This is a genomic window from Nocardia sp. NPDC049737, from assembly GCF_040674755.1.
Taxonomy (GTDB): domain Bacteria; phylum Actinomycetota; class Actinomycetes; order Mycobacteriales; family Mycobacteriaceae; genus Nocardia.
Genome location: NZ_JBFANH010000013.1, coordinates 76,366 through 96,856, shown reverse-complemented (window position 1 = coordinate 96,856; position 20,491 = coordinate 76,366). Strand labels below are relative to the sequence as shown.

Genomic DNA, 20,491 nt, shown 5'->3' with positions numbered 1-20,491 from the left:
GGTCGGCACGGCGGTGCTCTCACGTAGACGCTAGTCGCTACTCGCGCGGCCCGAGAACGAGGGTGCCCACCGGCCGACCTCACAAACAACTTCTGCTCAGGTGAGGTTTATGACTCATCCCGGCACGGTCACCGACTGCGATCTGGCCACGCGATAGCGCACAAAGGCCGGGAACACGAGCGCAGCCAGCACCACCCCGATAACGACCAGCACACCGCCGCCCGCCGCGGCCACCGCCGTACCCAAGCTCGCTGCGGCAAAACCGTGGGCAACATCACCGATGCGCGGACCGCCCGCGACGATCACGATGAAGACCCCTTGCAGACGACCGCGCATCTCGTCGGTGGTGACCGTCTGCAACATGGCGATGCGCAGCGCGGCCGAAACCATATCGACCGCGCCGCCGAAGGCCGAGCAGGCCAATGCGATCCACAGTCCCGGCCCGACGCCGAGGCCGTGCCCGGTCCAGCCGACGGCCACACCGAAGCCGACCATCGCCAGCCCCCACAGCCCGATGCAAACCACCACCGCAAGCCCCTGGCGGCGCACATGCGAGATCCAACCGGAGAACACCCCACCCAGCACCGCCCCGACCGACATCGAGGCGAACAGCAGACCGAGCGCGACGCCGCCGCTTGCCGGATCGCCGAAAGTCTCATGCGCGATCTGCGGGTAGAGCGCCCGCGGCATGCCGAAGACCATGGCGATCACATCGACCACGAAGGAGGCCAGCAGGATGCGCTGTGTCGCCAGATAGGCGAAACCGTCCAGGACGGTGCGGAATCCGGCCTTTCGCGCGGTTCCGGTCGGTGGGATGGCAGGCAGCCGCCACACCGCCCAGATGGTGGCGAGCAGCGCGATAGCGTCGATCAGATACAGGGTCGACAGGCCGACAACGGGGATCAGCACACCCGCGAGCACGGGTCCGGCAATGGCGCCGGTCTGCTGCACGGTCATGCTTAGCGCACTGGCGGCGGCCAGATGTTCGGTGGGCAGCAGCCGCGGAATTGCGGCGCTGCGCGTCGGCTGATTCACCGCGAACAGCGCCTGCTGTACGGCGAAAAGGCCGAGCACAATCCAGACGCTCTCGAGTCCGGCCGCGGCCTGCACCCAGAAGGCGACTGCGGTCACGCCGGTGCCGCAGTTGGTGATGAGCATGAGTTTGCGCCGGTCCATCACATCGGCCAGCGCACCGCCCCACAGACCGAACACGATCAGCGGGACCAGGCCGAACAGTCCGGCCAGACCGACATAGCCGGAGCTGCCGGTGATCTCGAATATCTGCTGCGGCACGGCCACCACGGCCAACTGCGAACCGACGACGGTGACGATGTTGCTGGTCCACAGCCGTCGGAACTCGGGATAGCGCAGGGGGGTGGTGTCGGCGAGCAGTTTCACCGATCGCAGCGTAATGAGTCGGTCAGCAGCCCAACAATGTTGGGGTCTGACGATACAGATACAGCATCGCGGAGCGATTCGATGACGGGTGGTGGCCGGGTGACGGGTGGGCTTTCTAGGGTTGTAGTCGGTCGACCGTCATGACGTCGCCGCTGACCCGTACCCGGATCCGGTTGTGCAGCCGACCCCGGCGGCCCTGCCAGAACTCCACCTCGTCGGGGCGGATCAGATAGCCGCCCCAGTGCGGCGGCACCGGGATCTCGTCCACCTCGGCGAAGCGGGCCGTGGTCTCGGCCAGCGTGCGATCGAGTTCGGCGCGCGAGGCGATCGGCCGGGACTGGCGCGAGGCCCAGGCGCCCAACTGCGAATCGCGTGGCCGGGAACGCCAGTAAATGGCGGTTGTCTCGGCGGAAACCTGCTCGACCGGCCCGCGCACGTGCACCTGTCGACCCAGTGCGGGCCAGACGAAGGTCGCGGCGGCGAATGGGACACCAGCCAGCTGGTTGCCCTTGGCCGAGTCGTAATTCGTGTAAAAAGTCACACCTTCCGGCGAGAGGCCTTTACACAGCACCGTCCTGGCGACCGGACGCGGCCCGATATCGGTGAGTGCCACAGTCGCGACCACCATGGCATTCGGCTCGGCGATGCCGACCGCGGTGGCCTGTTCGATCCAGTGCCGAAGCAGCGGCTCCCAGCCGCCTGCCAGCCAGGTTTCGTCCAGATCGGTGTCCTCACCGCTGCCGAATGGCATGCCGCCGTAGTCGACTCGCATGGCGGCCAAATCGCTCGCCGGGAAAAGCACCCGATCGTTTGCGGCCATTTCCTGACCGAGAGATGAATTGTCCAGGTCACGCATGGGCCAGACGTTACTCCGCGGTAGCAGGGAGCTAAGGTTTTGTTGATCGGCATGTGCTCGGCGAGCCACACCCTCCTCGACGAGAACAGGCCTTTTCCAGCGACCTGCGAGCCAGTCGCTGCTGGTCCTTTCGAGCGACCTGCAGGCAGTCGCTACGGATAACGAACCGAAGTGCAAGGAGAGTCACAGAATGACTACCAGCCATGCGGTGCCCAGCGGGCAAACCGCCGTACCCCCTGATTTCGTCAGCGGCCTGGAAGGCGTGGTGGCATTCACCACCGATATCGCCGAACCCGATAAGGACGGCGGCGCGCTGCGTTATCGCGGCGTCGATATCCAGGACCTGGTCGGCTCGCGGGTGACCTTCGGCGATGTGTGGGCACTGCTGGTAGACGGTGAATTCGGTCGCGGCCTGCCGCCCGCGGAACCATTCCCGCTGCCGGTGCACACCGGTGACGTGCGCGTCGACGTGCAGGCCGGACTCGCCATGCTCGCCCCGATCTGGGGCTACCAGCCGCTGCTGGATATCGACGACGAGACCGCGCGGGAGAATCTGGCGCGCGCCTCGGTGATGGCGCTGTCCTATGTCGCGCAGTCCGCGCGCGGCATATACCAGCCCGCCGTGCCGCAGCAGAAGATCGACGAATGCACCACGGTGACCGAACGGTTCATGACCCGCTGGAAGGGCGATCCGGATCCGCGGCACACCGAGGCCATCGATGCCTACTGGGTTTCCGCGGCCGAGCACGGCATGAACGCCTCCACCTTTACCGCCCGGGTTATCGCCTCGACCGGCGCCGATGTCGCCGCGGCGCTGTCCGGTGCGATCGGCGCGATGTCGGGTCCGCTGCACGGCGGTGCGCCCGCTCGCGTGCTGCCGATGATCGAGGCCGTCGAAAAGTCCGGTGACGCACGCGCTTTGGTCAAGGGCATCCTGGACCGCAAGGAAAAGCTGATGGGCTTCGGCCACCGGGTCTACCGGGCCGAGGATCCGCGGGCGCGTGTGCTGCGCGCCACCGCGCAGCGCCTGAACGCCCCGCGCTTCGAGGTCGCCGCCGCGCTCGAGCAGGCCGCGCTCGCCGAACTGCGCGAGCGCCGTCCGGACCGCGCCATCGAGACCAATGTCGAATTCTGGGCGGCGGTCATTCTCGACTTCGCCGAGGTCCCCGCGCACATGATGCCCGCGATGTTCACCTGTGGCCGCACTGCCGGTTGGTGTGCCCACATCCTGGAGCAGAAGCAGCTGGGCAAGCTGGTCCGCCCGGCCGCCATCTACACCGGTCCCGGCCCGCGTCAGCCGCAGGACGTCGCCGGCTGGTCCACCATCGCGCACGTGTGATTCAAACCACAATTGAATAGCGCTTCCGCGAGCCGGATGTCGCGGTGGGTTCTCATGCCCACCACGGTGTCCGGCTCGCGTAGCATCCGGGGGAAGCTGTGAGAGAGAGTTAACGGGGAATGCTGGATAGGAATGTGTCGCGGCGGCGACTGATCGGATTCGGTGCCGCGGCTGCGGCTTTCGTCGCTGGTTGCAGTACCGATAAGAGCAATACGACTGGCGCGCAGTCGAGAACGACCACCGCCGCGAACGCCGTTGACGTGCAAGCCATTCCGAGATCTCCCTTGCAGCAGGTGCCCGCGGCCAACTCCCCCGCGGCGGTGGCCGCCCGGCACGCGGGTGCGCAACCGACCCAGTGGGGCATGAAGATGGACGGCATCACAAGCACTTTCGCGGCGACCGGCAAACAGATGGCGGTCACCTTCGACGCGTGCGGCGGCCCCGGCAACAACGATATCGATGAGACATTGCTGAATCTGCTCATCTCCCAGCAGATTCCGGCCACGCTCTTCCTCAATAAACGCTGGATCGACGCGAATCCCGATCGCGCCGTGCAATTGGCCGCCAATCCGCTGTTCGAGCTGGCCAATCACGGTGTGGCACATAAGCCGCTCTCGGTAACCGGCCGGGCCGCCTACGAAATCCCGGGCACCGGCTCGCCGCAGGAGGCCGTCGATGAGGTCTGGGCCAATCACGAGCGGCTCACCAAGCTGCTCGGCAAACCGCCGCGGTTCTTTCGCGCGGGTACCGCGCACTATGACGACGTAGCGGTCGCGATCGTCAACGAATTGGGTGAGCGGCCAGTCGGTTTCAGCATCAATGCAGATTACGGCGCCACCGCGAGCGCGGCACGGGTGCAGAATGCGATGAAAGCCGCCGCGCCCGGCACGATCTCGCTGGCGCATATGCACAGACCGAATTCCGGAACGGCCGCCGGGATGACCGCGGCGCTGCCCGCGCTGCGATCTGCGGGGTTCACCTTTGTCCATCTCTGAGCCCCGTTGCCGCCCGTAGTCGGGCTCGGCGCACCATCGTGCCGGTGAACCCCGGGGTGCAATTATTACGGTATGGAGTGCACGCCCCTGCGATCGCGCCAATAACGCGCAACCCTCGGCGGCAAGCCAGTATGGTACCGATGCTGACTGGTGTCCCGACGTCAGCCGACCGCCTGACGGTCGCTCGAAAAAACAAAGGTGAGACGGATTTCGGCCGTGCACCGGGCATTTCGCCAGCGCGAGATGACCGGATCGGCCGGATCCGAGCGGAAGGCGGTAGGTAGGGTGGCGCAGGGAATCTTCGCGCACACTCGATGGCGGAATCTCGAGCAATGGCGAGTCCGCTGGAAAGTCGGCGCGGCCGTTGCGCTTCCACTGGCCGCGGCCATTTTGCTCGGCGGTCTGCGCCTGACGGTCTTCTTCCGCGATTACTCCGAATACGACAGTGCGGCCGATCGCATCTCCGATATTCCGGCGATCACCGCACTCGAATCGGCGGCCTCGACCGTCGCCGGTGGGCAGGTCTATGGCACCACCACCGACCAGGACCTGGTCGAATTGTCAACGGCTATTACCGAAGCCACGGTGCGCGCCGGACGCAAGGGCATCGACGCGTCGGTCGCCAGAGCGCTGAAGCAGATGACCGCGACCAGCGAGGTCATCCGCTCCGGCGGTAAGGGCGGCGGCGATCCGGTGAAGGCCATCGAGCTCAACAACGCGATCGTCGCCGATGCCATCGGCACCGTGGACAAATTGCTCACCCCGATCGGCGTCAGCTCGGTCGTTGCCGCGAAGGCGCAGCTCTCCGATGTGCTAGCTGGCAAGGTCGAGGGCTTCAACTGGCTGATGGCAGCCATATCGGCGATCCAACAGCCATCTCAGGCCGAGAGTTTTCAAACCGCGCAGGGACGCATCCTGGCCATGGGCGAAGCGATCGAACGGGTAATGCCCGCCGCCAAGCCCGACCTCGATCGGGTGGTGCGGCCGAATAACGCCGTGCTCAAGGACATGATCGATGTCGCGATGCGCACCCACGTCGTCGACCTGGTGGAGTTGCGGCGGCTGGCCATCGAATCCCGCGATGTCTTCACCGGATTGACGCGCCAGATCGTGCAGGGCGTCATCCACGATGTCGACGACAAGGTCGCCGAGTCCCGATCCGCGGCCGTGCAGGCCTCACTGGTCGTGCTCGGGACCGTGATCGCGGCGCTCGCACTCGCGCTGTGGGTCGCGCACTCGCTGCTGCAGCCGCTGCGCAGGCTGCGGGCGGGTGCCAGCGAACTTGCCGATAAGGACCTTCCGAGTGAGGTCGAGCGGATCATGCGCGGCGCCCAACTCGAGGACATCGAGGTGAAACCGGTGCCGGTGCACACCGGTGAGGAGATCGGCGAAATCGCCCGCACCGTAGACGGTTTGCACACTCAGGCACTCAAACTCGCCGCACAGCAGCAACTGCTGCGCGATCAGGTCAACGACATGTTCGAGACCATGGCGCGACGCAACCAGACGCTGGTGGATCGCCAGCTCAGCATGATCGAGGCGCTCGAATTCGAGGAGAAGGACCCCGAGCGACTCGGCCACCTCTTCCGGCTCGATCACCTGGCCGCGCGCATGCGGCGCAATAGCGCCAATCTGCTGGTGCTGGCCGGAACGCGGTCACGGCACGACCGGTCCGGACCGGTCGAGGTGCGCGATATTCTGCGCGCTGCGGTCTCCGAGGTCGAGGACTATCAGCGGGTCAAATCCGGTGCCACACCCGATGGTTGGGTCGCGGGCATCGCGGCTACCGATGTGGTGCATCTGATCGCGGAGATGTTGGAGAACGCGCTGCGGGCGTCACCGCCCGATAGCGATGTCACCTTCGCCTACAGCCGGACCTCCGAGGGCGGCCTGCTCATCGAGGTCGTCGATGAGGGCATCGGCATCGTGGCCAACGAACTGAACGAGATCAACGAGCGGTTGGCGGTGCCGACCGTGGTCACCGTCGCGACGACGCGGCAGATGGGCATGTTCGTGGTCGGCAAACTCGCCGAGCGCCACGGCATCACGGTTCGGCTGCGCCGGACCCACGATCGTGCGCTCAGTCCGGGAATCACCGCGAGCCTGCACATTCCGCCGGCGCTGATCGAGGTGCCGTCGCAGAATTCGCAGGATCCGGCGACGCTGAAGCCGTTGATTCCGGTGCATCGGGACACGCTCGGTACCAGGGCGAAGGCCGAGGCAGGCGAGGGTCTTGCCAAGGCGAAGGCCGAGGCCGGCGAGGGTCTTACCAAGGCGAAGGCCGAGGCAGGCGCGGATGTTGCCAAGCCCGCGGCCAAGGCGGTCGCGGCCAAGGCCGAGCCTGCGGCACGTCGGATCGGTGCGCCGCTGTCAGCGGCACCCAAGCCCGCCGAACCGGAGGCCGATGCCCCCGCGGCACCGCCGGTGATCACCAGTTATGGTCTGCCGAAACGGGTTCCGGGAGTCAATCGCAAGGGGCGTCGCAAAGCGGGCGGGGCCGCCGCGAAGCCTGCGAGCGCAACCGCGGTGTCCGCAGCGCCGACGCCGTCGGCTAGCGTGGCCGATTCGGGTTCCCCGACCGGTCCGCAGGATCGGGTGACCAAGACGACCTCGTTCTTCCAATCCGAAGATGGGGATTCGCCGGAATCCCCGTCGAACGGATCCGCGCAGCCCACCAAGGGGGAAGCGGCGACGCCGATTTTCGCCGGCATGATGTCGGCGTGGTTGGCTGATCCGACTACAGGGGAGCTACCGGTTTTGGACAATTGGCATTCGGCGGCGGATGAAGGCTGGTCCGCGGCACAGCGGGCGGCGGATGCCACGATCACGGAAAGGACAACGTCCGGGCTACCGAAACGAGATCCAGGGAATCAGTTGGTGCCGGGTGGGGCCGAGTCGGGGTCGGCGGCAACGGAATCTGCGGCGAGCACGCGCCGCGACCCGGAAGCGATCCGCACAGGATTGAACCGGTATCAGCGGGGGGTACGTGACGGAAGAGCCACTGGTAAGTTGAAACCCCTTGCAGCCGAGGATGTTCGATGACCGCACCTGAACAAGCACCACCCGAAACCACGTCCCGCGCGGTCTCGGCGAAAATCGTGATAGCCGGCGAGATGGGGGTCGGCAAAACTACGCTGGTCGGCGCGGTTTCGGATATCGTTCCGCTGAAAACCGAAGCGCTGATGACCGATCTGAGCTCCGAAATCGACGACACTTCAGGGGTCCCGGATAAGACCACCACCACGGTGGCCATGGATTTCGGCCGGATCACTCTGAACGACGATCTGGTGTTGTACCTGTTCGGTACTCCGGGCCAGCACCGGTTCTGGTTCATGTGGGACGACCTGAGCCTCGGTGCGATCGGCGCCATCCTGCTGGTCGACACCCGTCGGGTGGACGAAAGTTTCGCCGCGGTCGACTATTTCGAAGAACTCGGACTACCGTTCCTGGTCGCGGTCAACGAATTCGAAGGTGCCCCCAAGTTTCCCGAGGAGGCCATCCGCGATGCCCTCTCGCTATCGGCCGACGTTCCGGTGATGATGATCGACGCAAGGGATCGAGAATCCGCCAAGACCGCGCTCATCGCACTCACCGGACACGCACTGGCCCGCGTGAAAGCCAAGAGTTAGCGAAATGGCGGCTCGAACATCGAGCCGCCTCGCTAATCCTCGCCGAGGGAGGCAAGCCAGTCGACCGCGACGGATTCGCCGCGGTCGACTGTGAAGAAGGCCACCTCGAGGTGTTGGCCGAGATCGACGAGGCCGATCGCGGCCAGCGGTATCGGTTGGATCAGGCGCACGCGCCAGGGTTTCACCTCGTCCCAGGCGCGCAGTTCGAGATCCAGTCGCAGCACCGGGTCGTCGCGCCCGGCGTAGTCGGCGGCGACCGGTGCGGCGGCGAGCACGGTGGCATCGGCGCGGCGGCCGTCGGCGAGGATCTTCGAAATGCTCGCCCGGCCGGTCTCGGCGATATCGGGCACGTAGAGCACCACGCGGTCGCGATCGCCCGGATCGACCCGGCAGCCGACCACATCACCGGGCTGCATCCACTCCAGGTCGTCCTCGCGCATCCGCTGCCGCACCCGGGCCTCGTATGGCAGCGCGCCTTCTACCTGCACTCGAACCCAGAAAACGTGTCCGGGTTCGCTGCGTCGCGGACGCACACCGAGGATGGTCGCCGTGCCCATCACGCCGTGAATGAGCAATTCGCGCCGCTGCGAATTCGATAACGCACCCGCGCGCAATCCAAAGTTCCGCGGCCCCCTGCTACGTGCTCGCCACCCGGAGTTAGCCGACGCAAGGTTCATAGGCGATAACGTTAGCCGGAGTGTGGTCAGAGTCACAGCATTACCACCGTCTACCCTGTTGGCCATGACCGCTGAGTTCCCGATCATTCCCGACGATCTCAAGCCCGCCGACGGACGGTTCGGCTGTGGCCCCTCCAAGGTGCGCCCGGAGCAGTTGCAGTCTCTGGTATCCGTCGGCGCCTCAGTGTTCGGAACCAGTCACCGGCAGAAGCCGGTCAAGGATGTGGTCGCGCGCGTGCGCGGCGGCCTGCGCGAACTTTTCGCGCTGCCCGACGACTACGAAGTGGTGCTCGGCAACGGTGGCACCACGGCGTTCTGGGATGCCGCCGCCTTCGGCCTGATCCGCGAGCGCTCGCTGCACCTGACCAATGGCGAGTTCAGCTCGAAGTTCGCCGCGGTGGCCAAGGGCAACCCGTTCATCGGCGATCCGATCGTGGTCTCGGCGGAGCCGGGCAGTGCGCCCGAGCCGGTTTCGGACCCGTCGGCAGACCTCATCGGGTGGGCGCACAACGAAACCTCCACCGGTGTTTCGATCCCGGTGCAGCGTCCGGCGGGTTCGGAGAACGCGCTGATCGCCATCGATGCCACCTCCGGCGCGGGCGGTCTGCCGGTCAACATCACCGATGCCGACGTCTACTACTTCGCGCCGCAGAAGTGCTTTGCCTCCGACGGCGGCCTGTGGGTCGCGCTGATGAGCCCGGCCGCGCTGGCCCGGGTTGAGGAGATCAAGGCCTCGGGTCGCTGGACTCCGGACTTCCTTTCGCTGCCGATCGCGATCGACAACAGCACCAAGGACCAGACCTACAACACCCCCGCACTCGGCACCCTGCTGCTGTTCGCCGACCAGATCGAGTGGATCAACGGCAACGGCGGGCTGGACTGGGCGGTCAAGCGGACGCTGGATTCCTCGTCGCGGCTGTACTCCTGGGCCGAGTCGAGCTCCTTCGCCACCCCGTACGTCGCCGATCCGGCGCACCGCTCACAGGTCGTGGGCACCATCGACTTCGCCGACTCGGTCGATGCGGCCGCCGTCGCCAAGGTGCTGCGCGCCAATGGAATCGTGGACACCGAGCCCTACCGCAAGCTCGGCCGCAACCAGCTGCGCGTCGGCATGTTCCCCGCCATCGACCCCGAGGATGTTTCGCAGCTGACGCGTAGCATCGACTGGGTTGTCGAAAAGCTGGGGTAAATCGAGCTCGGTTATTGCGACACGCCCACTTTCGACACGCTGTTTCTTGTAGCGCTGCGAGTTGAATAGAGCAGATTAGCGGGGCGCGGAGGGTCTTTCGCAGATTTCCGCCCCGCGTGTCTTGCCTCGAGATCATCAGTAGTGCACTACTGTTTCGGAAAGTGGGCGGTGTCGCGAGCCGACGCGATAAGGAGGTAACGGTGCGTGAACTTCGAGTGATCGGGGTGACGCCCGACTCCACGCACATCGTGTGCATCGACACCGAGACCGGCACCAAGTACCGGCTGCCCGCCGACGACAAGCTTCGAGCCGCGGCACGCGGAGACCTTGCCCGATTCGGCCAGATTGAGATCGAGATGGAAGCAACTATGCGTCCCCGCGATATTCAAGCTCGTATCCGTGCCGGGGCATCCGTTGAACAGGTCACCGAAGAATCCGGTATGCCGCTGAGTCGCGTGGAGCGATTCGCCTATCCGGTGCTGCTGGAACGGGCCCGCGCCGCCGAACTCGCGCAGAAGGCGCATCCGGTGCGCGCCGACGGTCCGGCCGTGGAAATCCTGATCGATATCGTCACCGCCGCGTTCACCGAGCGCGGGCACACACTCGAGAATGCCGAGTGGGATGCCTGGAAGGACGAAAAGGGCTTCTGGGTCGCGCAATTGCAATGGCAGAACGGCCGTTCCGAGATCGCGGCGCATTGGCGCTACCAGCCCGACGCGCACGGCGGCTCGGTTTCCCCGCTCGACGATCCGGCCTCGGATCTGATCGATCCCGACTTCGGCCGTGCCCTGCGCGGGCTCGCCACCATCCTGCCGCCGCAGGCGGAGATCGAGGCGCCGGCGGCGCCCGAACCGCCGGTAGAGACCCGGCCGGTGGAAACTCGTCCGGCCGAGGCGCGTCCAGCCCGCGAGGCCGCAGCGGCACCCGCACGTCCGGCTGCCCGGACCCAGCCGACGTTGGACGAGTACTACGAGCAGCGTTCCGTCGTGGCCGGTGGTAGCAATACGCCGGTCAGCGCCGGTGGTGCGGCGGCCGCGATCCCGGCCGCCGCGAGCACGAATGCCATTCCGGCCGCGAGCGGTTCCGCTTCGGTCACCGCGGGGACGAATACGGCTCCCGCCGCCGGTGGCGCTCCGGCTGGTGCGGGCACCGCCCCGGCCGCGCCCGCCGCTGTCCCGGCCGCGCCCGCCGCTGTCCCGGCCGCGCCCGCCGCTACCCCAGCCAAGGCTTCGAAGCCTGCCGCTAAGCCCGCTGCTTCGGACGAAGCGGCGAAGAAGGCGCCCGCGAAGGCGGCTCGGACCAAGCGGGGGAAGGCGCCGATGCCGTCTTGGGAGGATGTGTTGCTCGGGGTGCGTAGCTCAGGGCACTGAGTTTCATTCCCACGCTGGGGTTTCGGGGTGTTTGCCGAAGTCTCGGTGCGAGGCCTCCGGAGCCGGATACCGGGCGTCGGCCATTTTGAGAGCGGTCAGGGCGTAGTCGGCAAATCCAGGAACAGTTGGGTCCGCACATCTGGCGGCGATAAGTACTTCGGATATAGCCCACTTCGGGCTGCCGGGTTCAGGCACCCGATTTTCAGGCACACCCCGTCTTCAGGCACATCCCGTCTTCAGGCACAGCGGCCGAGGAGAACATCGGCCCGAACGCCTCCGCCGTCTGCTACGACACCACCGCGCTGACGCGGGACCCGGACAAGCCCGACGATCCGCGCAACGGCTTGAACTGTGGCGCGATCACCTGATCAAGATCAGGTGGAGCTGATGGCGGGGGGCTTCTCGCTCGGGTTCAAGGGGTGATTGCAACAGCACCGTCGAGTTGATCGGAGGGGTTGTTGGATGGAAGTCGTTGGGGCCGAGCCGGGTGGTGGTGCGATAGGTGCCACCTGATCTTGATTCCGGTCGCGCGGGGGATTGGTCGCTGCGAATTTCTTGGGGCTGCGGGCGTGTTCGAATGCGGAAGGGGGGACGTCGGCACGGCAGTGCGGGTAGATTTTCGGTGTGTCGACAACTTGATAAGTCGACGTCGGGTGGTTCACGGTAGCGGGAGTTGCTAGAGGACGCCGTGGGTTGCTCAGAGTTTGCGGAGCTGGTTTGGTGCAACCATCGGGAGGTGCCGGAAATGCTGTCCAAGGCTTCGTCTATCTGGTACGTCGACGCACAGGATCCGTTGGCGGTACTCCGCGCGAACCACGACCCGGATCCCGAAGCCGCGCTCGCACTGGCGAAACAGCTGCACACGGACCGCGATGTCATGCCGATCATGGTCGGCACGCTGGGCGGTTGCGCCGGACCGGATGCCGACGAGGTGTACATCGGCTGCTATCCCGGGGTCACGGTGATGTGCTCGGCACAGGCCGCGCGGGCGCATCCGACAGCGCTGCCGGAGTTGCTGGTTCGCCCGCTCGCCTCGGAGCACACCTATCTGATCTCGTTCGACGCGCATCACGGCTGGGGCGCATTCGCCCATTGGGAGCGTGGCGAATTCCGGCGCTCGTTCAGCTCCACGCGGGTGAACATCCTGGAAGACGACGGCCTTCCGCTGGTGTGGGAACGTTCGTTTTGGGCCGGTGACCATCCGGTGCGGTGGCAGGCGGGCGAACTGCCCGACCCGCAGACCCTCCCCTTCGACCCACCCGATTTCGCCGACGCCGCCAATAACGAATGGCTCGGGTTCACCTACCGCGCCGCCACCCCCGAAGGTGCGCTGGTACCAGGCGATATCGCGGTATGTGGATTCACCCTCTACCCCAAGGGCCAAGCGCCCGACCCCGCCGACCTGATCCCGCTGGCAGAGCAGAACGGCGACGCGAAACCGAGACGAGGTCTGCTCCACTGGCTGCGCGGCAAGGATCGCGTCTCGTGAGCGAACGTCAGCGAGTGAACCATCAGCCCAGCGCGCTGCGGCACGCGACGGAGCCCGAGCGCCCGCGAGGCGAAGTCGTGAGCGGGGTCGACGAGTACTGCTAGTGCCCAGTCCTAGATAGCTTGCCGCGCCACCCGCTCCGGCTGTTCGCCGAGCGTAGTGATGTGGCGGTCGATGCGGCGTGGGCGACCACCATTCGACTGCGTTCGATGGAACTCTCCGAACCAAGGCTCGATACGGCAGGAGCTATCTGAACGCGGCACTAGCTCGACAGGCCGCCGACGATCAGGACCAGCCAACCGAGCAACACGCCGGCCACGCCCCCACCGATTACCCAGCGGGTCACGGGGGCGAGGCGCCAGCGCCAGGCCGTGGGAGCGGCGCCGCCGACCGCGACGAGGTTGACCAGGATCGCGAGCAGCGGATGCACTTCCGCCAGTGCCGATCCGAAGGCGTACACCGCGACGACCGTCAGCAGCGCGACCATGGTCGCGACGGTGAGTCCAGCGGCCCACGGTGTCGGATCCTGGTCCGGCTGATAGGGCCGGTACGCCCCGTTCGGGAAGTAACTCACGACAGGATCCCCCTCATGACGTCCTCACCCGCTCATAGAACGCCATGGCGGCCGCGGTCGCCACATTGAGCGAATCGGTGCCTGGTGACATCGGGATGCGGGCACGAATATCGGTGGCCCGCATGGCTTCCTCGGTCAATCCGGGCCCCTCCGCGCCGAGCAGCAGCGCCACCCGCTCCCCGGTCATCGCCGTAGCCAAATTCACCGCAGCCGGGTTCGGGGTGAGCGCGATGATCTGGAACCCGTTGCTCCGCAACACATCCAGCCCCTCGGGCCATTTCGGCAGTTGCGCGAACGGCACCCGCAGCACATGCCCCATCGACACTCGCACCGCGCGCCGATACAGCGGATCGGCGCACCGATCGCCGAACAAAATCGCTTCGACGCCGAGTCCGGCCGCATTCCGGAACATCGAGCCGAGATTCTCGTGATCGTTCACGCCCTCCAACACCGCGACCGTGCGGGCCCGCTCGATGACGTCGTCCACGCTCAATTCCGCGGGCCTGCGCGCCACCGCGAGCACCCCGCGATTGAGATGGAATCCGACCACCTCCGCCATCACCTCGGCGCTCGCCCGGTAGAACGGCACGTCGATCCGCGCCAGCTCTTGCTCGAGTTCGGCCCGCCGCTTCTCCACCCCGAGCAACGCACTCGGCCGAAACCGCGAACCCAACATCCGCTGGACGACCACCACCCCCTCCGCGATCACCAACCCCTTGCGCCCCGGCAGATCCGGCCGCCGATCCGCCGACTTCAGATCGCGAAAGTCATCGACCCGCGGATCAGCGGGATCGTCGATATCGATCACATCAGCCACCGCTACATCCTGCCGTCCCCCGACGCTTCCCCGGACACCGGTGGCCTTTCCTGACGCAGACCTTCGTGCACGGACATCGGCGAGTTACGTGGCGAGTCGGTGTGTGAGGTGTACGGAGCGTCTGCGACAGTGGAAATTCGAGTGCGGGCGGAATGGGGGCGTGCGATCGTCGAAGGATGACGCTGATACCCGGCATCACCATTCGGTCGGCCACCGACGATGACGTGGCGGACATTCAATTGCTCGGCGATACCGCATTCGGGATGCGCAGCGAACCGGAATATGCGCAATTGCGGGCGCAGGTCTTTCCGACCGAGGAAGCGATCGTCGCCATCGACGCGGGGCGTGTCGTCGGGCATGCCAGGTCCACTCGGATGACACTGACGGTGCCCGGGGAGCGCACGGTCGAGGCCTGCGGGATCGCCGGGGTCGCGGTTGCGCCGACGCACCGACGGCGCGGAATTCTGCGGGCTATCTACACCGAGCAGCATCGGCGCACCGAGGCCGCTGGGCTCCCGTTGACCATCTTCACCGCGAGTCAGGGCGCCATCTACGGCCGGTTCGGCTACGGGCCGACAATTCGGCAGAACGCGGTCTCGATCGATCGGCGGTTCATCGAATTCCTGCCGTCCGCACCCAACCCTGGTGGTGTGGTGCTCAGCACCATGGCCGATGCGGGCGAGGCGGTGCGGGCGATCTACGACCGGTGGCGGCGCTTGGTGCCCGGTGCGCAGGCACGACCCGAAGCCCGCTGGCAGATGGACCTCGCCGATTCGCCCGCGTTCCGCGACGGCGGCACCGAGCTCTTCGCATTCCTGCACCCGGACGGTTATGTGCTGTATCGCTATCACCGCCGCGAACAAGGCAAGTCAGCGGTGGTCGAGGAGATGCGCGCGGTGACCCCGGAAGCGCAAATCGCGTTGTGGCGGGCGCTATTCGGGTTGGAGCTGTGCAGTCACGTCGAGGCGGCGATCACCGATAACGATCCGCTCCCGTATCTGCTCACTGATCACCGACTGGTGCGTACGAAGGCGCGCTTCGACGATTTGTGGTTGCGGCTCATGGATGTTCCCGCCGCCCTGACTGCTCGCTCATACCTGCGCGACCTCGATGTCGTTTTCGCAGTGCAGGATCCGTTCCGCAACGCGGGCGGCACCTTCGCACTCACGGTGCGCGACGGCATTGCCGAATGCACACCGACCACCCGACCACCCGACTTCGAACTCGGCATCGACGTCCTGGCCTCTATGTACCTCGGCGTGTACCCGGCGCGGGTCTTCGCCGCCGCCAATCGCCTGCAAGCCAAGGACGCGGTGCAACTACGCAACCTCGATGAGGCATTCGGCGCGGAGCGAGATGCGGTGCTCGGCTGGTTCTTCTGAGCCTGACTGCCGGTCCGAACTCGTCGAGCGCAGCCAGGATGCGGTAGCCCACTTCGCCGAAGCGGTCGGACGCCGACCAGTGCGCGTGCGCTGCCAACGGGGTGAGCAGCCGACGGCTTCAACGTCAGGCGTGCGGTGTGATCCACGACATCACCAGACTTCATTGGCGCAACCAACAAAACCTCGTATAGTTGGCGATGCCAATGTTGGCAATACCAATGAAAGAGGATGTCATGTCCACGTCCACGGACACTCTGATCGCCGACCGCATCGAAATCGCCGACTTGTTCACTCGCTTCGCCCGCCTGCTCGACGAGGTGCGATATGAGGATGTCGACACTGTCTTCACCGACGATGTGGCGGTCCACTCGCCGCGAATCCAAGTCCGAGGCATCGACAAGGTCGCCGACTTCATTCGACAGTCTCAGGTCGAGGGTGAGCTCGCTCAGCACACGACCACCGGTCTGCTGGTGAATGTCGACGGCGACCAGGCCGCGGCCTCAGCGAACTCGCTCGTGTACTACTACCGCGACGGCAAACCCCCGCACCAAACCGGCGGGCTCCGACTGGCCGGCACGGCAGCGCGGACCTCGGCGGGCTGGCGACTCCGCGAGGTACGGATCATGCTCGCCTGGATGCGCAAGGATTGATCTCTGGCCGCACGTACCGCCATGGCCACCGCTGCTGCCGATCGGGGATATCCCTGAGTCCACCTCGTACTCCGGAGTGATGTCCGATGCGAGGTGGCCTGGCATGCTTGATTCATGAAGCCGATTCAGCTGGTGCTCAATATCCTATGGCTCGTATTTGTCGGGTTCTGGATGGCGCTCGGCTACATCCTGGCGGGCATCATCTGCTGCATTCTGATCATCACGATCCCCTGGGGTATCGCCTCGTTCCGGATCGCGACCTATGTGCTCTGGCCATTCGGACGCACCACGGTCGAAAAGCCTTCCGCGGGTGTCGGATCGATGATCGGCAACATCATCTGGTTCATCGTCGCCGGTTGGTGGCTGGCGCTGGGCCACTTGTTCACCAGCATCCCGCTGTTCATCTCGATCATCGGCATCCCCTTCGGCTGGGCGAACCTCAAACTCATCCCGATCTCGCTGTTCCCCCTCGGTCGCGAAATCGTGGACAGCGACCAACCATTCGGCGCCCAATACGCCCGCGGCGGCTACGTACCTCGCTAGCAACCAGGGCCCGGGACGGGACGGTTACTCCGAGTCAGTTACTCCGAGTCGTCGACGAGTTGCTTCATGATGCCGACGGCGCGGGTCAGCACGACCAGTTGCTCGTCGGTGAGGGTCGAGAGCTGTTCGGTCATCCAGGCTTCGCGGGCGCTGGTTTCATCGGCGATCAGTGCGCGGCCCGCATCCGAGAGCGAGACAATGATCTGGCGGCCATCGGTCGGATGCGGCTTGCGCTCCACCAATTCCAGATCGGTGAGTGAGGCGATCACGCGCGTCATCGATGGTGGCTGTACGCGCTCCTTGGCGGCCAACGCACCCGGCGTCATCGCCCCTTCCCGGTGCAGGGTGGCGAGTGCGGAGAGCTGCGTCAGCGAGATCTGCGCGTCGGCGCGCCGCCCCCGCAGATGTCGCGTCAAGCGCACCACCGCAAGCGACAGCTCACCCGCGAGAGCTCGAACATCCGATGGCGTTGTCACAGAGCAGAACGATACGGGACACGCTGGCCGGTGATCGCCTGTTCCCGCAGCTACCCTGTGACTGTGACCCAGAATGTCCCGCAGATCCCGCCGCGCTTCACCGATCCACGGCCGGTACTCGCGGTCGGCAGCGCCCTCTGGCTGATCGCCACAATCGTCGTGTGGACCAGCGACCGCTGGGAATCCGCCCGCCCGCTGTGTCTGATGGGGCTGGCCGTCGGCCTGCTCGGCTACACGATCTTCGCGATCCAGCGCCGGGGCGCCCGCCGCGGCGACAAAGGCGCACAGACCGGACTTTGACCACTCAGCTCACTTCGAACTCGTCGGTGGTGCCGGTGAAGGGGTGCAGGGTGCCATCGGAGCTCAGACTGTCGGCGAAGTGCTGCATGCGGTAGGCGCCGGGGGTGGCGTCCGAGGGGATGTCCCAGGTGAAGCGGGCCACGGATTCGGCAAGTCCGCGCTTGCTCCAGTAGAAGCGGACGGCCCATTCGCCCTCATTGGCGACGCGGATCCAGTCGCCGGATGCGTTGCGGCGCTGCACTTCCAGGAAGGTGCCGTTGCGGCGGGGGTTGTGTTTGGGGTGGGCGGAGACGAATTCGGCGGCGGCCTGGGCGCCGGGCGCGCACGAGACGGCAGGCTGGATCAGGACATCACCGAAGCCATGGCCCAACGGTGTGGCATCGGGACCGGCGGCGGGTTGGAAGTTCGGCTGCAGATTGGATATATCGCGTGGAGCCGGTCCGCGCGGGACTTGCCCGCGGGCGGCGAAAGCCGTTGCCAGACGTGTGAACTCCTGCTGGTAGGCGGGCAATGTGTAGCGGCCGAAGAGGGTTGAGCCGCCCTCGTACTGCTGGGAATCGTATTCCTCCGGAGTGGTGACGTATTCGTGGTACGCGTTCGCGTAGCCCTGCATCAACACCTGCTCCAGCGGCACACCGAGCGCGGCGGCAACAGCCCGACGGATGCGCAATCCGGCGACAACGGTGAATTCACCACCGCCGCAGGCCAAGTACAGCTCACCGATCCGAACGATCTGGATCGGCACCACATTCGGCACCCACGAGACCGGCGGCAACAGCCCGAGCGGCACGACGATCACCTTGGGCGCCTGCGCGTCCGCGAGCCAGGACGGTGCGGGCTGGCGCGGATCGCCGAGTGCATCGACGAACGGGTTACGCACACCTTCCGGGATCGGGAGACCCGGCAGACCCGGACCGTCCTCGACGCTGCCCGCGATGAGCGAGACACCCGCGGCGGCGGGCGCGGTGTGGCGCGGCTGGCCGTCGGGCGTGAATCTGCCGTCGACGGCGGTATCGGCCAGGTCGATATAACAGAGCATCGAATCGACCGGACCGCTGATGGACTGTGCACTCGATAATGCGGTTTTCGATGCGTGGTACTGGCGCTCGCCGAGGATGCGGGTGTTGTCGAACTCGTTCTCGGTGGGGCCCGAACCGGGTCGCAGATCGAGATTCGGGGACATATCACCCGCGTTGGTCTGCGCGAATGCGGCGATGAAATCGGCCGGACCATCGAGATAGCGCACCCCGTGCTCGGTGTGTTCATAGGAGAACGAGGCGTAGCCCTTGTTATCCGCGCTGATCAGTCGATTCTGGTTGGTCATCGAGGTGTTGTGGGTGGCAAACCAGGTGATGGCGCCGACTTGTTTGCCGCCCTTGACGAATGACAGCGCGGTGACCGCCGGGTCGATGGCATTCGGGAAGTGCTGTTTATCCACATCCGGATTGCGTTCGAAGGCGACTCGCGATCGGTTGACACTTGCGTCGTGCAGTTCGGCGCGACCCAGCGAAAGCGTGCCCGGTCCGAGATCCGCATGCGCGGCGGCGATAGCCTCCACAATGCCGTTCACTTCGGCGTCGTATACCTGCTGTTGAAAACCTAGAATCGACAGGTTGTACGCGTAATCGTTGCTGGAGCCGCCACAGGTCGCATGCGAATGCGTCGAGGTGAGCACGACGTTCTGTTCGGTGTACAGATCACCGAAGCGGCGCGCGAGTTCGAGCATGACGCCGCGATGCACCGACTGGAAAATCATGCCGTTCTCCGCTACCGCGAACACGATTCGGCGCGCGCCACTGTCGATGATGAATGCGCGAGCACGCGGGCGCAGATGGATGCCCGCCGTCTGCTGCTCGAACTGTGAATAGCCCATCATTCCGCATTCGGCGGCCGGGCCGGTGATATCGGAAAGACCGAGTCCAATTAGGTAGCCACCTGATTCGGGGGCCGGTGCGCCGAGTGCCGCGGTCACTCCTGGCACCGTGGCCACCGCGAACGCGGCCGATCCCGCCGCGGTTCGAGCCAGCACCGTTCTGCGTGACACCGGCATACGCGTCTCCCTTCGATCCCATGTTGAAGCGAACCACACAACTGGACAATCGTCCAGTCGAGATTTTTCGGCCCTGCGAATTGACTGTGGCGGAGTTGCGGACTTAACTCGCTTGGGTGTCCTCCCGATTGAGCGTCGAAGAACGACGGGCCCACCTTATCGAGGCAGCCATCGGCCTTGCCGAGAAAAAGGGCGTCGCGGGCGTGACCACGCGCGATGTCGCTCAGGCAGCCGGTGTTTCACTCGGTGTGGTGCATTACTGTTTCGAAAACAAGGATGCGCTGATGACCGAGCTGGTCAAGGCGTTGTCGATGGAATTACGCGATTCCGTCGACGCCAACGAAACAGTTTGGCAAGACGTCGGAAGTGGAAAAGAAGCGCTTCAAAAATTGGTGCGCGCTGGACTCGAACTGATGTGGCTCAACATTGAAGCCACACCGGAACGACAACTACTCACCTACGAAACCACGACATATGCGCTACGCGAAGGAGAATCGACTCCCGCGAAACTCGCGATCGCGCGCGAACAGTACGCATTCAACGACACCACCGTCGCCGACATCCTCGACCATGCGCGCGATGCCACCGGTTGCCGATGGTCCGTGCCGGTGCCGACGCTGAGCCGCTTCACCTTGAATGTGATCGACGGTGTCGTGTTGCGCTGGTTGGTCGACAACGACAGCGAAAGTGTGCGCGGGCAACTCGATCTGCTCAGCGAGATGGTTGCGAACTACGCGGTGTAGGGGACATGTGCACG

19 protein-coding genes are annotated in these 20,491 nt (G+C 65.5%); 12 read left to right on the top strand and 7 right to left on the bottom strand.

The window, feature by feature from the left end; all coding sequences use genetic code 11:
• Positions 1 to 114 precede the first annotated feature (114 nt).
• Both AB0J47_RS19100 and pdxH read right to left on the bottom strand, forming a co-directional pair.
• A complete protein-coding gene (locus AB0J47_RS19100) occupies positions 115 to 1,398 on the bottom strand; it encodes an MFS transporter (protein ID WP_364347143.1) in 1,284 nt (427 codons plus the stop codon).
• Between the two features lie 115 nt (positions 1,399 to 1,513).
• Positions 1,514 to 2,254: a pyridoxamine 5'-phosphate oxidase gene (gene pdxH / locus AB0J47_RS19095; RefSeq protein ID WP_364347141.1), complete on the bottom strand. Its 741-nt coding sequence runs from the start codon at positions 2,252 to 2,254 to the stop codon at positions 1,514 to 1,516.
• Between the two features lie 190 nt (positions 2,255 to 2,444).
• On the opposite strand from pdxH, the gene AB0J47_RS19090 reads away from it, so the two are divergent.
• The 4 genes from AB0J47_RS19090 to AB0J47_RS19075 all read left to right on the top strand — a co-directional run bounded on the left by AB0J47_RS19090 (position 2,445) and on the right by AB0J47_RS19075 (position 8,217).
• Positions 2,445 to 3,593 carry a citrate synthase 2 gene (locus AB0J47_RS19090; RefSeq protein ID WP_364347139.1) on the top strand — a complete coding sequence of 383 codons (1,149 nt, stop codon included), beginning with the start codon at positions 2,445 to 2,447 and terminating at the stop codon, positions 3,591 to 3,593.
• A gap of 134 nt (positions 3,594 to 3,727) precedes the next feature.
• Positions 3,728 to 4,588, top strand: a complete 861-nt coding sequence (locus tag AB0J47_RS19085; RefSeq protein ID WP_364347137.1) for a polysaccharide deacetylase family protein — start codon at positions 3,728 to 3,730, stop codon at positions 4,586 to 4,588.
• A gap of 198 nt (positions 4,589 to 4,786) precedes the next feature.
• Positions 4,787 to 7,630 carry an ATP-binding protein gene (locus tag AB0J47_RS19080; protein ID WP_364347135.1) on the top strand — a complete coding sequence of 948 codons (2,844 nt, stop codon included), beginning with the start codon at positions 4,787 to 4,789 and terminating at the stop codon, positions 7,628 to 7,630.
• The gene (locus tag AB0J47_RS19075; RefSeq protein WP_364347133.1) at positions 7,627 to 8,217 is read left to right on the top strand and encodes an ATP/GTP-binding protein; all 591 of its coding nucleotides are present in this window, start codon (positions 7,627 to 7,629) and stop codon (positions 8,215 to 8,217) included. Before AB0J47_RS19080 ends, AB0J47_RS19075 begins: the two co-directional genes overlap by 4 nt.
• A 32-nt stretch (positions 8,218 to 8,249) precedes the next feature.
• Here the strand turns inward: AB0J47_RS19075 and AB0J47_RS19070 are convergent, their stop codons facing one another.
• Positions 8,250 to 8,774: a hypothetical protein gene (locus tag AB0J47_RS19070; RefSeq protein ID WP_364347131.1), complete on the bottom strand. Its 525-nt coding sequence runs from the start codon at positions 8,772 to 8,774 to the stop codon at positions 8,250 to 8,252.
• 184 nt (positions 8,775 to 8,958) lie between these two features.
• Between AB0J47_RS19070 and serC the strand changes: the two genes are divergently transcribed.
• From serC to AB0J47_RS19055, 3 genes are all read left to right on the top strand, one after another.
• A complete protein-coding gene (gene serC, locus AB0J47_RS19065; RefSeq protein ID WP_364347129.1) occupies positions 8,959 to 10,083 on the top strand; it encodes a phosphoserine transaminase in 1,125 nt (374 codons plus the stop codon).
• A gap of 200 nt (positions 10,084 to 10,283) precedes the next feature.
• Complete coding sequence (gene sepH, locus AB0J47_RS19060) at positions 10,284 to 11,453, top strand: septation protein SepH (protein WP_364347127.1); 1,170 nt, start codon at positions 10,284 to 10,286, stop codon at positions 11,451 to 11,453.
• A 745-nt stretch (positions 11,454 to 12,198) separates the two neighbouring features.
• Complete coding sequence (locus AB0J47_RS19055; protein ID WP_364347124.1) at positions 12,199 to 12,942, top strand: hypothetical protein; 744 nt, start codon at positions 12,199 to 12,201, stop codon at positions 12,940 to 12,942.
• A gap of 262 nt (positions 12,943 to 13,204) precedes the next feature.
• On the opposite strand, the gene AB0J47_RS19050 is transcribed toward AB0J47_RS19055, so the two are convergent.
• Positions 13,205 to 13,516, bottom strand: coding sequence for a DUF2537 domain-containing protein (locus AB0J47_RS19050; RefSeq protein ID WP_364347122.1), 312 nt, complete (start codon positions 13,514 to 13,516; stop codon positions 13,205 to 13,207).
• A 13-nt stretch (positions 13,517 to 13,529) separates the two neighbouring features.
• Positions 13,530 to 14,333 carry an RNA methyltransferase gene (locus AB0J47_RS19045; protein WP_364347120.1) on the bottom strand — a complete coding sequence of 268 codons (804 nt, stop codon included), beginning with the start codon at positions 14,331 to 14,333 and terminating at the stop codon, positions 13,530 to 13,532.
• Between the two features lie 176 nt (positions 14,334 to 14,509).
• Between AB0J47_RS19045 and AB0J47_RS19040 the strand changes: the two genes are divergently transcribed.
• The 3 genes from AB0J47_RS19040 (at position 14,510) to AB0J47_RS19030 (ending at position 16,908) form a co-directional block, all read left to right on the top strand.
• Positions 14,510 to 15,715, top strand: a complete 1,206-nt coding sequence (locus AB0J47_RS19040; RefSeq protein ID WP_364347118.1) for a GNAT family N-acetyltransferase — start codon at positions 14,510 to 14,512, stop codon at positions 15,713 to 15,715.
• 233 nt (positions 15,716 to 15,948) lie between these two features.
• Positions 15,949 to 16,365: a nuclear transport factor 2 family protein gene (locus AB0J47_RS19035; RefSeq protein WP_364347116.1), complete on the top strand. Its 417-nt coding sequence runs from the start codon at positions 15,949 to 15,951 to the stop codon at positions 16,363 to 16,365.
• Positions 16,366 to 16,479: 114 nt separating this feature from the next.
• Entirely contained in the window at positions 16,480 to 16,908 is a 429-nt protein-coding gene (locus AB0J47_RS19030) for a YccF domain-containing protein (protein WP_364347114.1), read from the top strand.
• Between the two features lie 38 nt (positions 16,909 to 16,946).
• Here the strand turns inward: AB0J47_RS19030 and AB0J47_RS19025 are convergent, their stop codons facing one another.
• Positions 16,947 to 17,384, bottom strand: coding sequence for a MarR family transcriptional regulator (locus AB0J47_RS19025; protein WP_364347112.1), 438 nt, complete (start codon positions 17,382 to 17,384; stop codon positions 16,947 to 16,949).
• Positions 17,385 to 17,447: 63 nt separating this feature from the next.
• Between AB0J47_RS19025 and AB0J47_RS19020 the strand changes: the two genes are divergently transcribed.
• A complete protein-coding gene (locus tag AB0J47_RS19020; RefSeq protein WP_364347110.1) occupies positions 17,448 to 17,684 on the top strand; it encodes a DUF2530 domain-containing protein in 237 nt (78 codons plus the stop codon).
• A 4-nt stretch (positions 17,685 to 17,688) separates the two neighbouring features.
• Here the strand turns inward: AB0J47_RS19020 and AB0J47_RS19015 are convergent, their stop codons facing one another.
• Entirely contained in the window at positions 17,689 to 19,734 is a 2,046-nt protein-coding gene (locus AB0J47_RS19015; protein ID WP_364347108.1) for a neutral/alkaline ceramidase, read from the bottom strand.
• Between the two features lie 116 nt (positions 19,735 to 19,850).
• Between AB0J47_RS19015 and AB0J47_RS19010 the strand changes: the two genes are divergently transcribed.
• Positions 19,851 to 20,477, top strand: a complete 627-nt coding sequence (locus AB0J47_RS19010) for a TetR/AcrR family transcriptional regulator (RefSeq protein ID WP_364347106.1) — start codon at positions 19,851 to 19,853, stop codon at positions 20,475 to 20,477.
• The last annotated feature ends 14 nt before the right edge of the window (positions 20,478 to 20,491 follow it).

Excerpts from the sequence above, each read along its gene's own strand:
- pdxH (WP_364347141.1), bottom strand. The coding sequence starts at position 2,254 with ATGCGTGACCTGGACAATTCATCTCTCGGTCAGGAAATGGCCGCAAAC.
- AB0J47_RS19090 (WP_364347139.1), top strand. The coding sequence starts at position 2,445 with ATGACTACCAGCCATGCGGTGCCCAGCGGGCAAACCGCCGTACCCCCT.
- AB0J47_RS19075 (WP_364347133.1), top strand. The coding sequence starts at position 7,627 with ATGACCGCACCTGAACAAGCACCACCCGAAACCACGTCCCGCGCGGTC.
- AB0J47_RS19070 (WP_364347131.1), bottom strand. The coding sequence starts at position 8,774 with ATGGGCACGGCGACCATCCTCGGTGTGCGTCCGCGACGCAGCGAACCC.
- serC (WP_364347129.1), top strand. The coding sequence starts at position 8,959 with ATGACCGCTGAGTTCCCGATCATTCCCGACGATCTCAAGCCCGCCGAC.
- AB0J47_RS19055 (WP_364347124.1), top strand. The coding sequence starts at position 12,199 with ATGCTGTCCAAGGCTTCGTCTATCTGGTACGTCGACGCACAGGATCCG.
- AB0J47_RS19040 (WP_364347118.1), top strand. The coding sequence starts at position 14,510 with ATGACGCTGATACCCGGCATCACCATTCGGTCGGCCACCGACGATGAC.
- AB0J47_RS19035 (WP_364347116.1), top strand. The coding sequence starts at position 15,949 with ATGTCCACGTCCACGGACACTCTGATCGCCGACCGCATCGAAATCGCC.
- AB0J47_RS19030 (WP_364347114.1), top strand. The coding sequence starts at position 16,480 with ATGAAGCCGATTCAGCTGGTGCTCAATATCCTATGGCTCGTATTTGTC.
- AB0J47_RS19015 (WP_364347108.1), bottom strand. The coding sequence starts at position 19,734 with ATGCCGGTGTCACGCAGAACGGTGCTGGCTCGAACCGCGGCGGGATCG.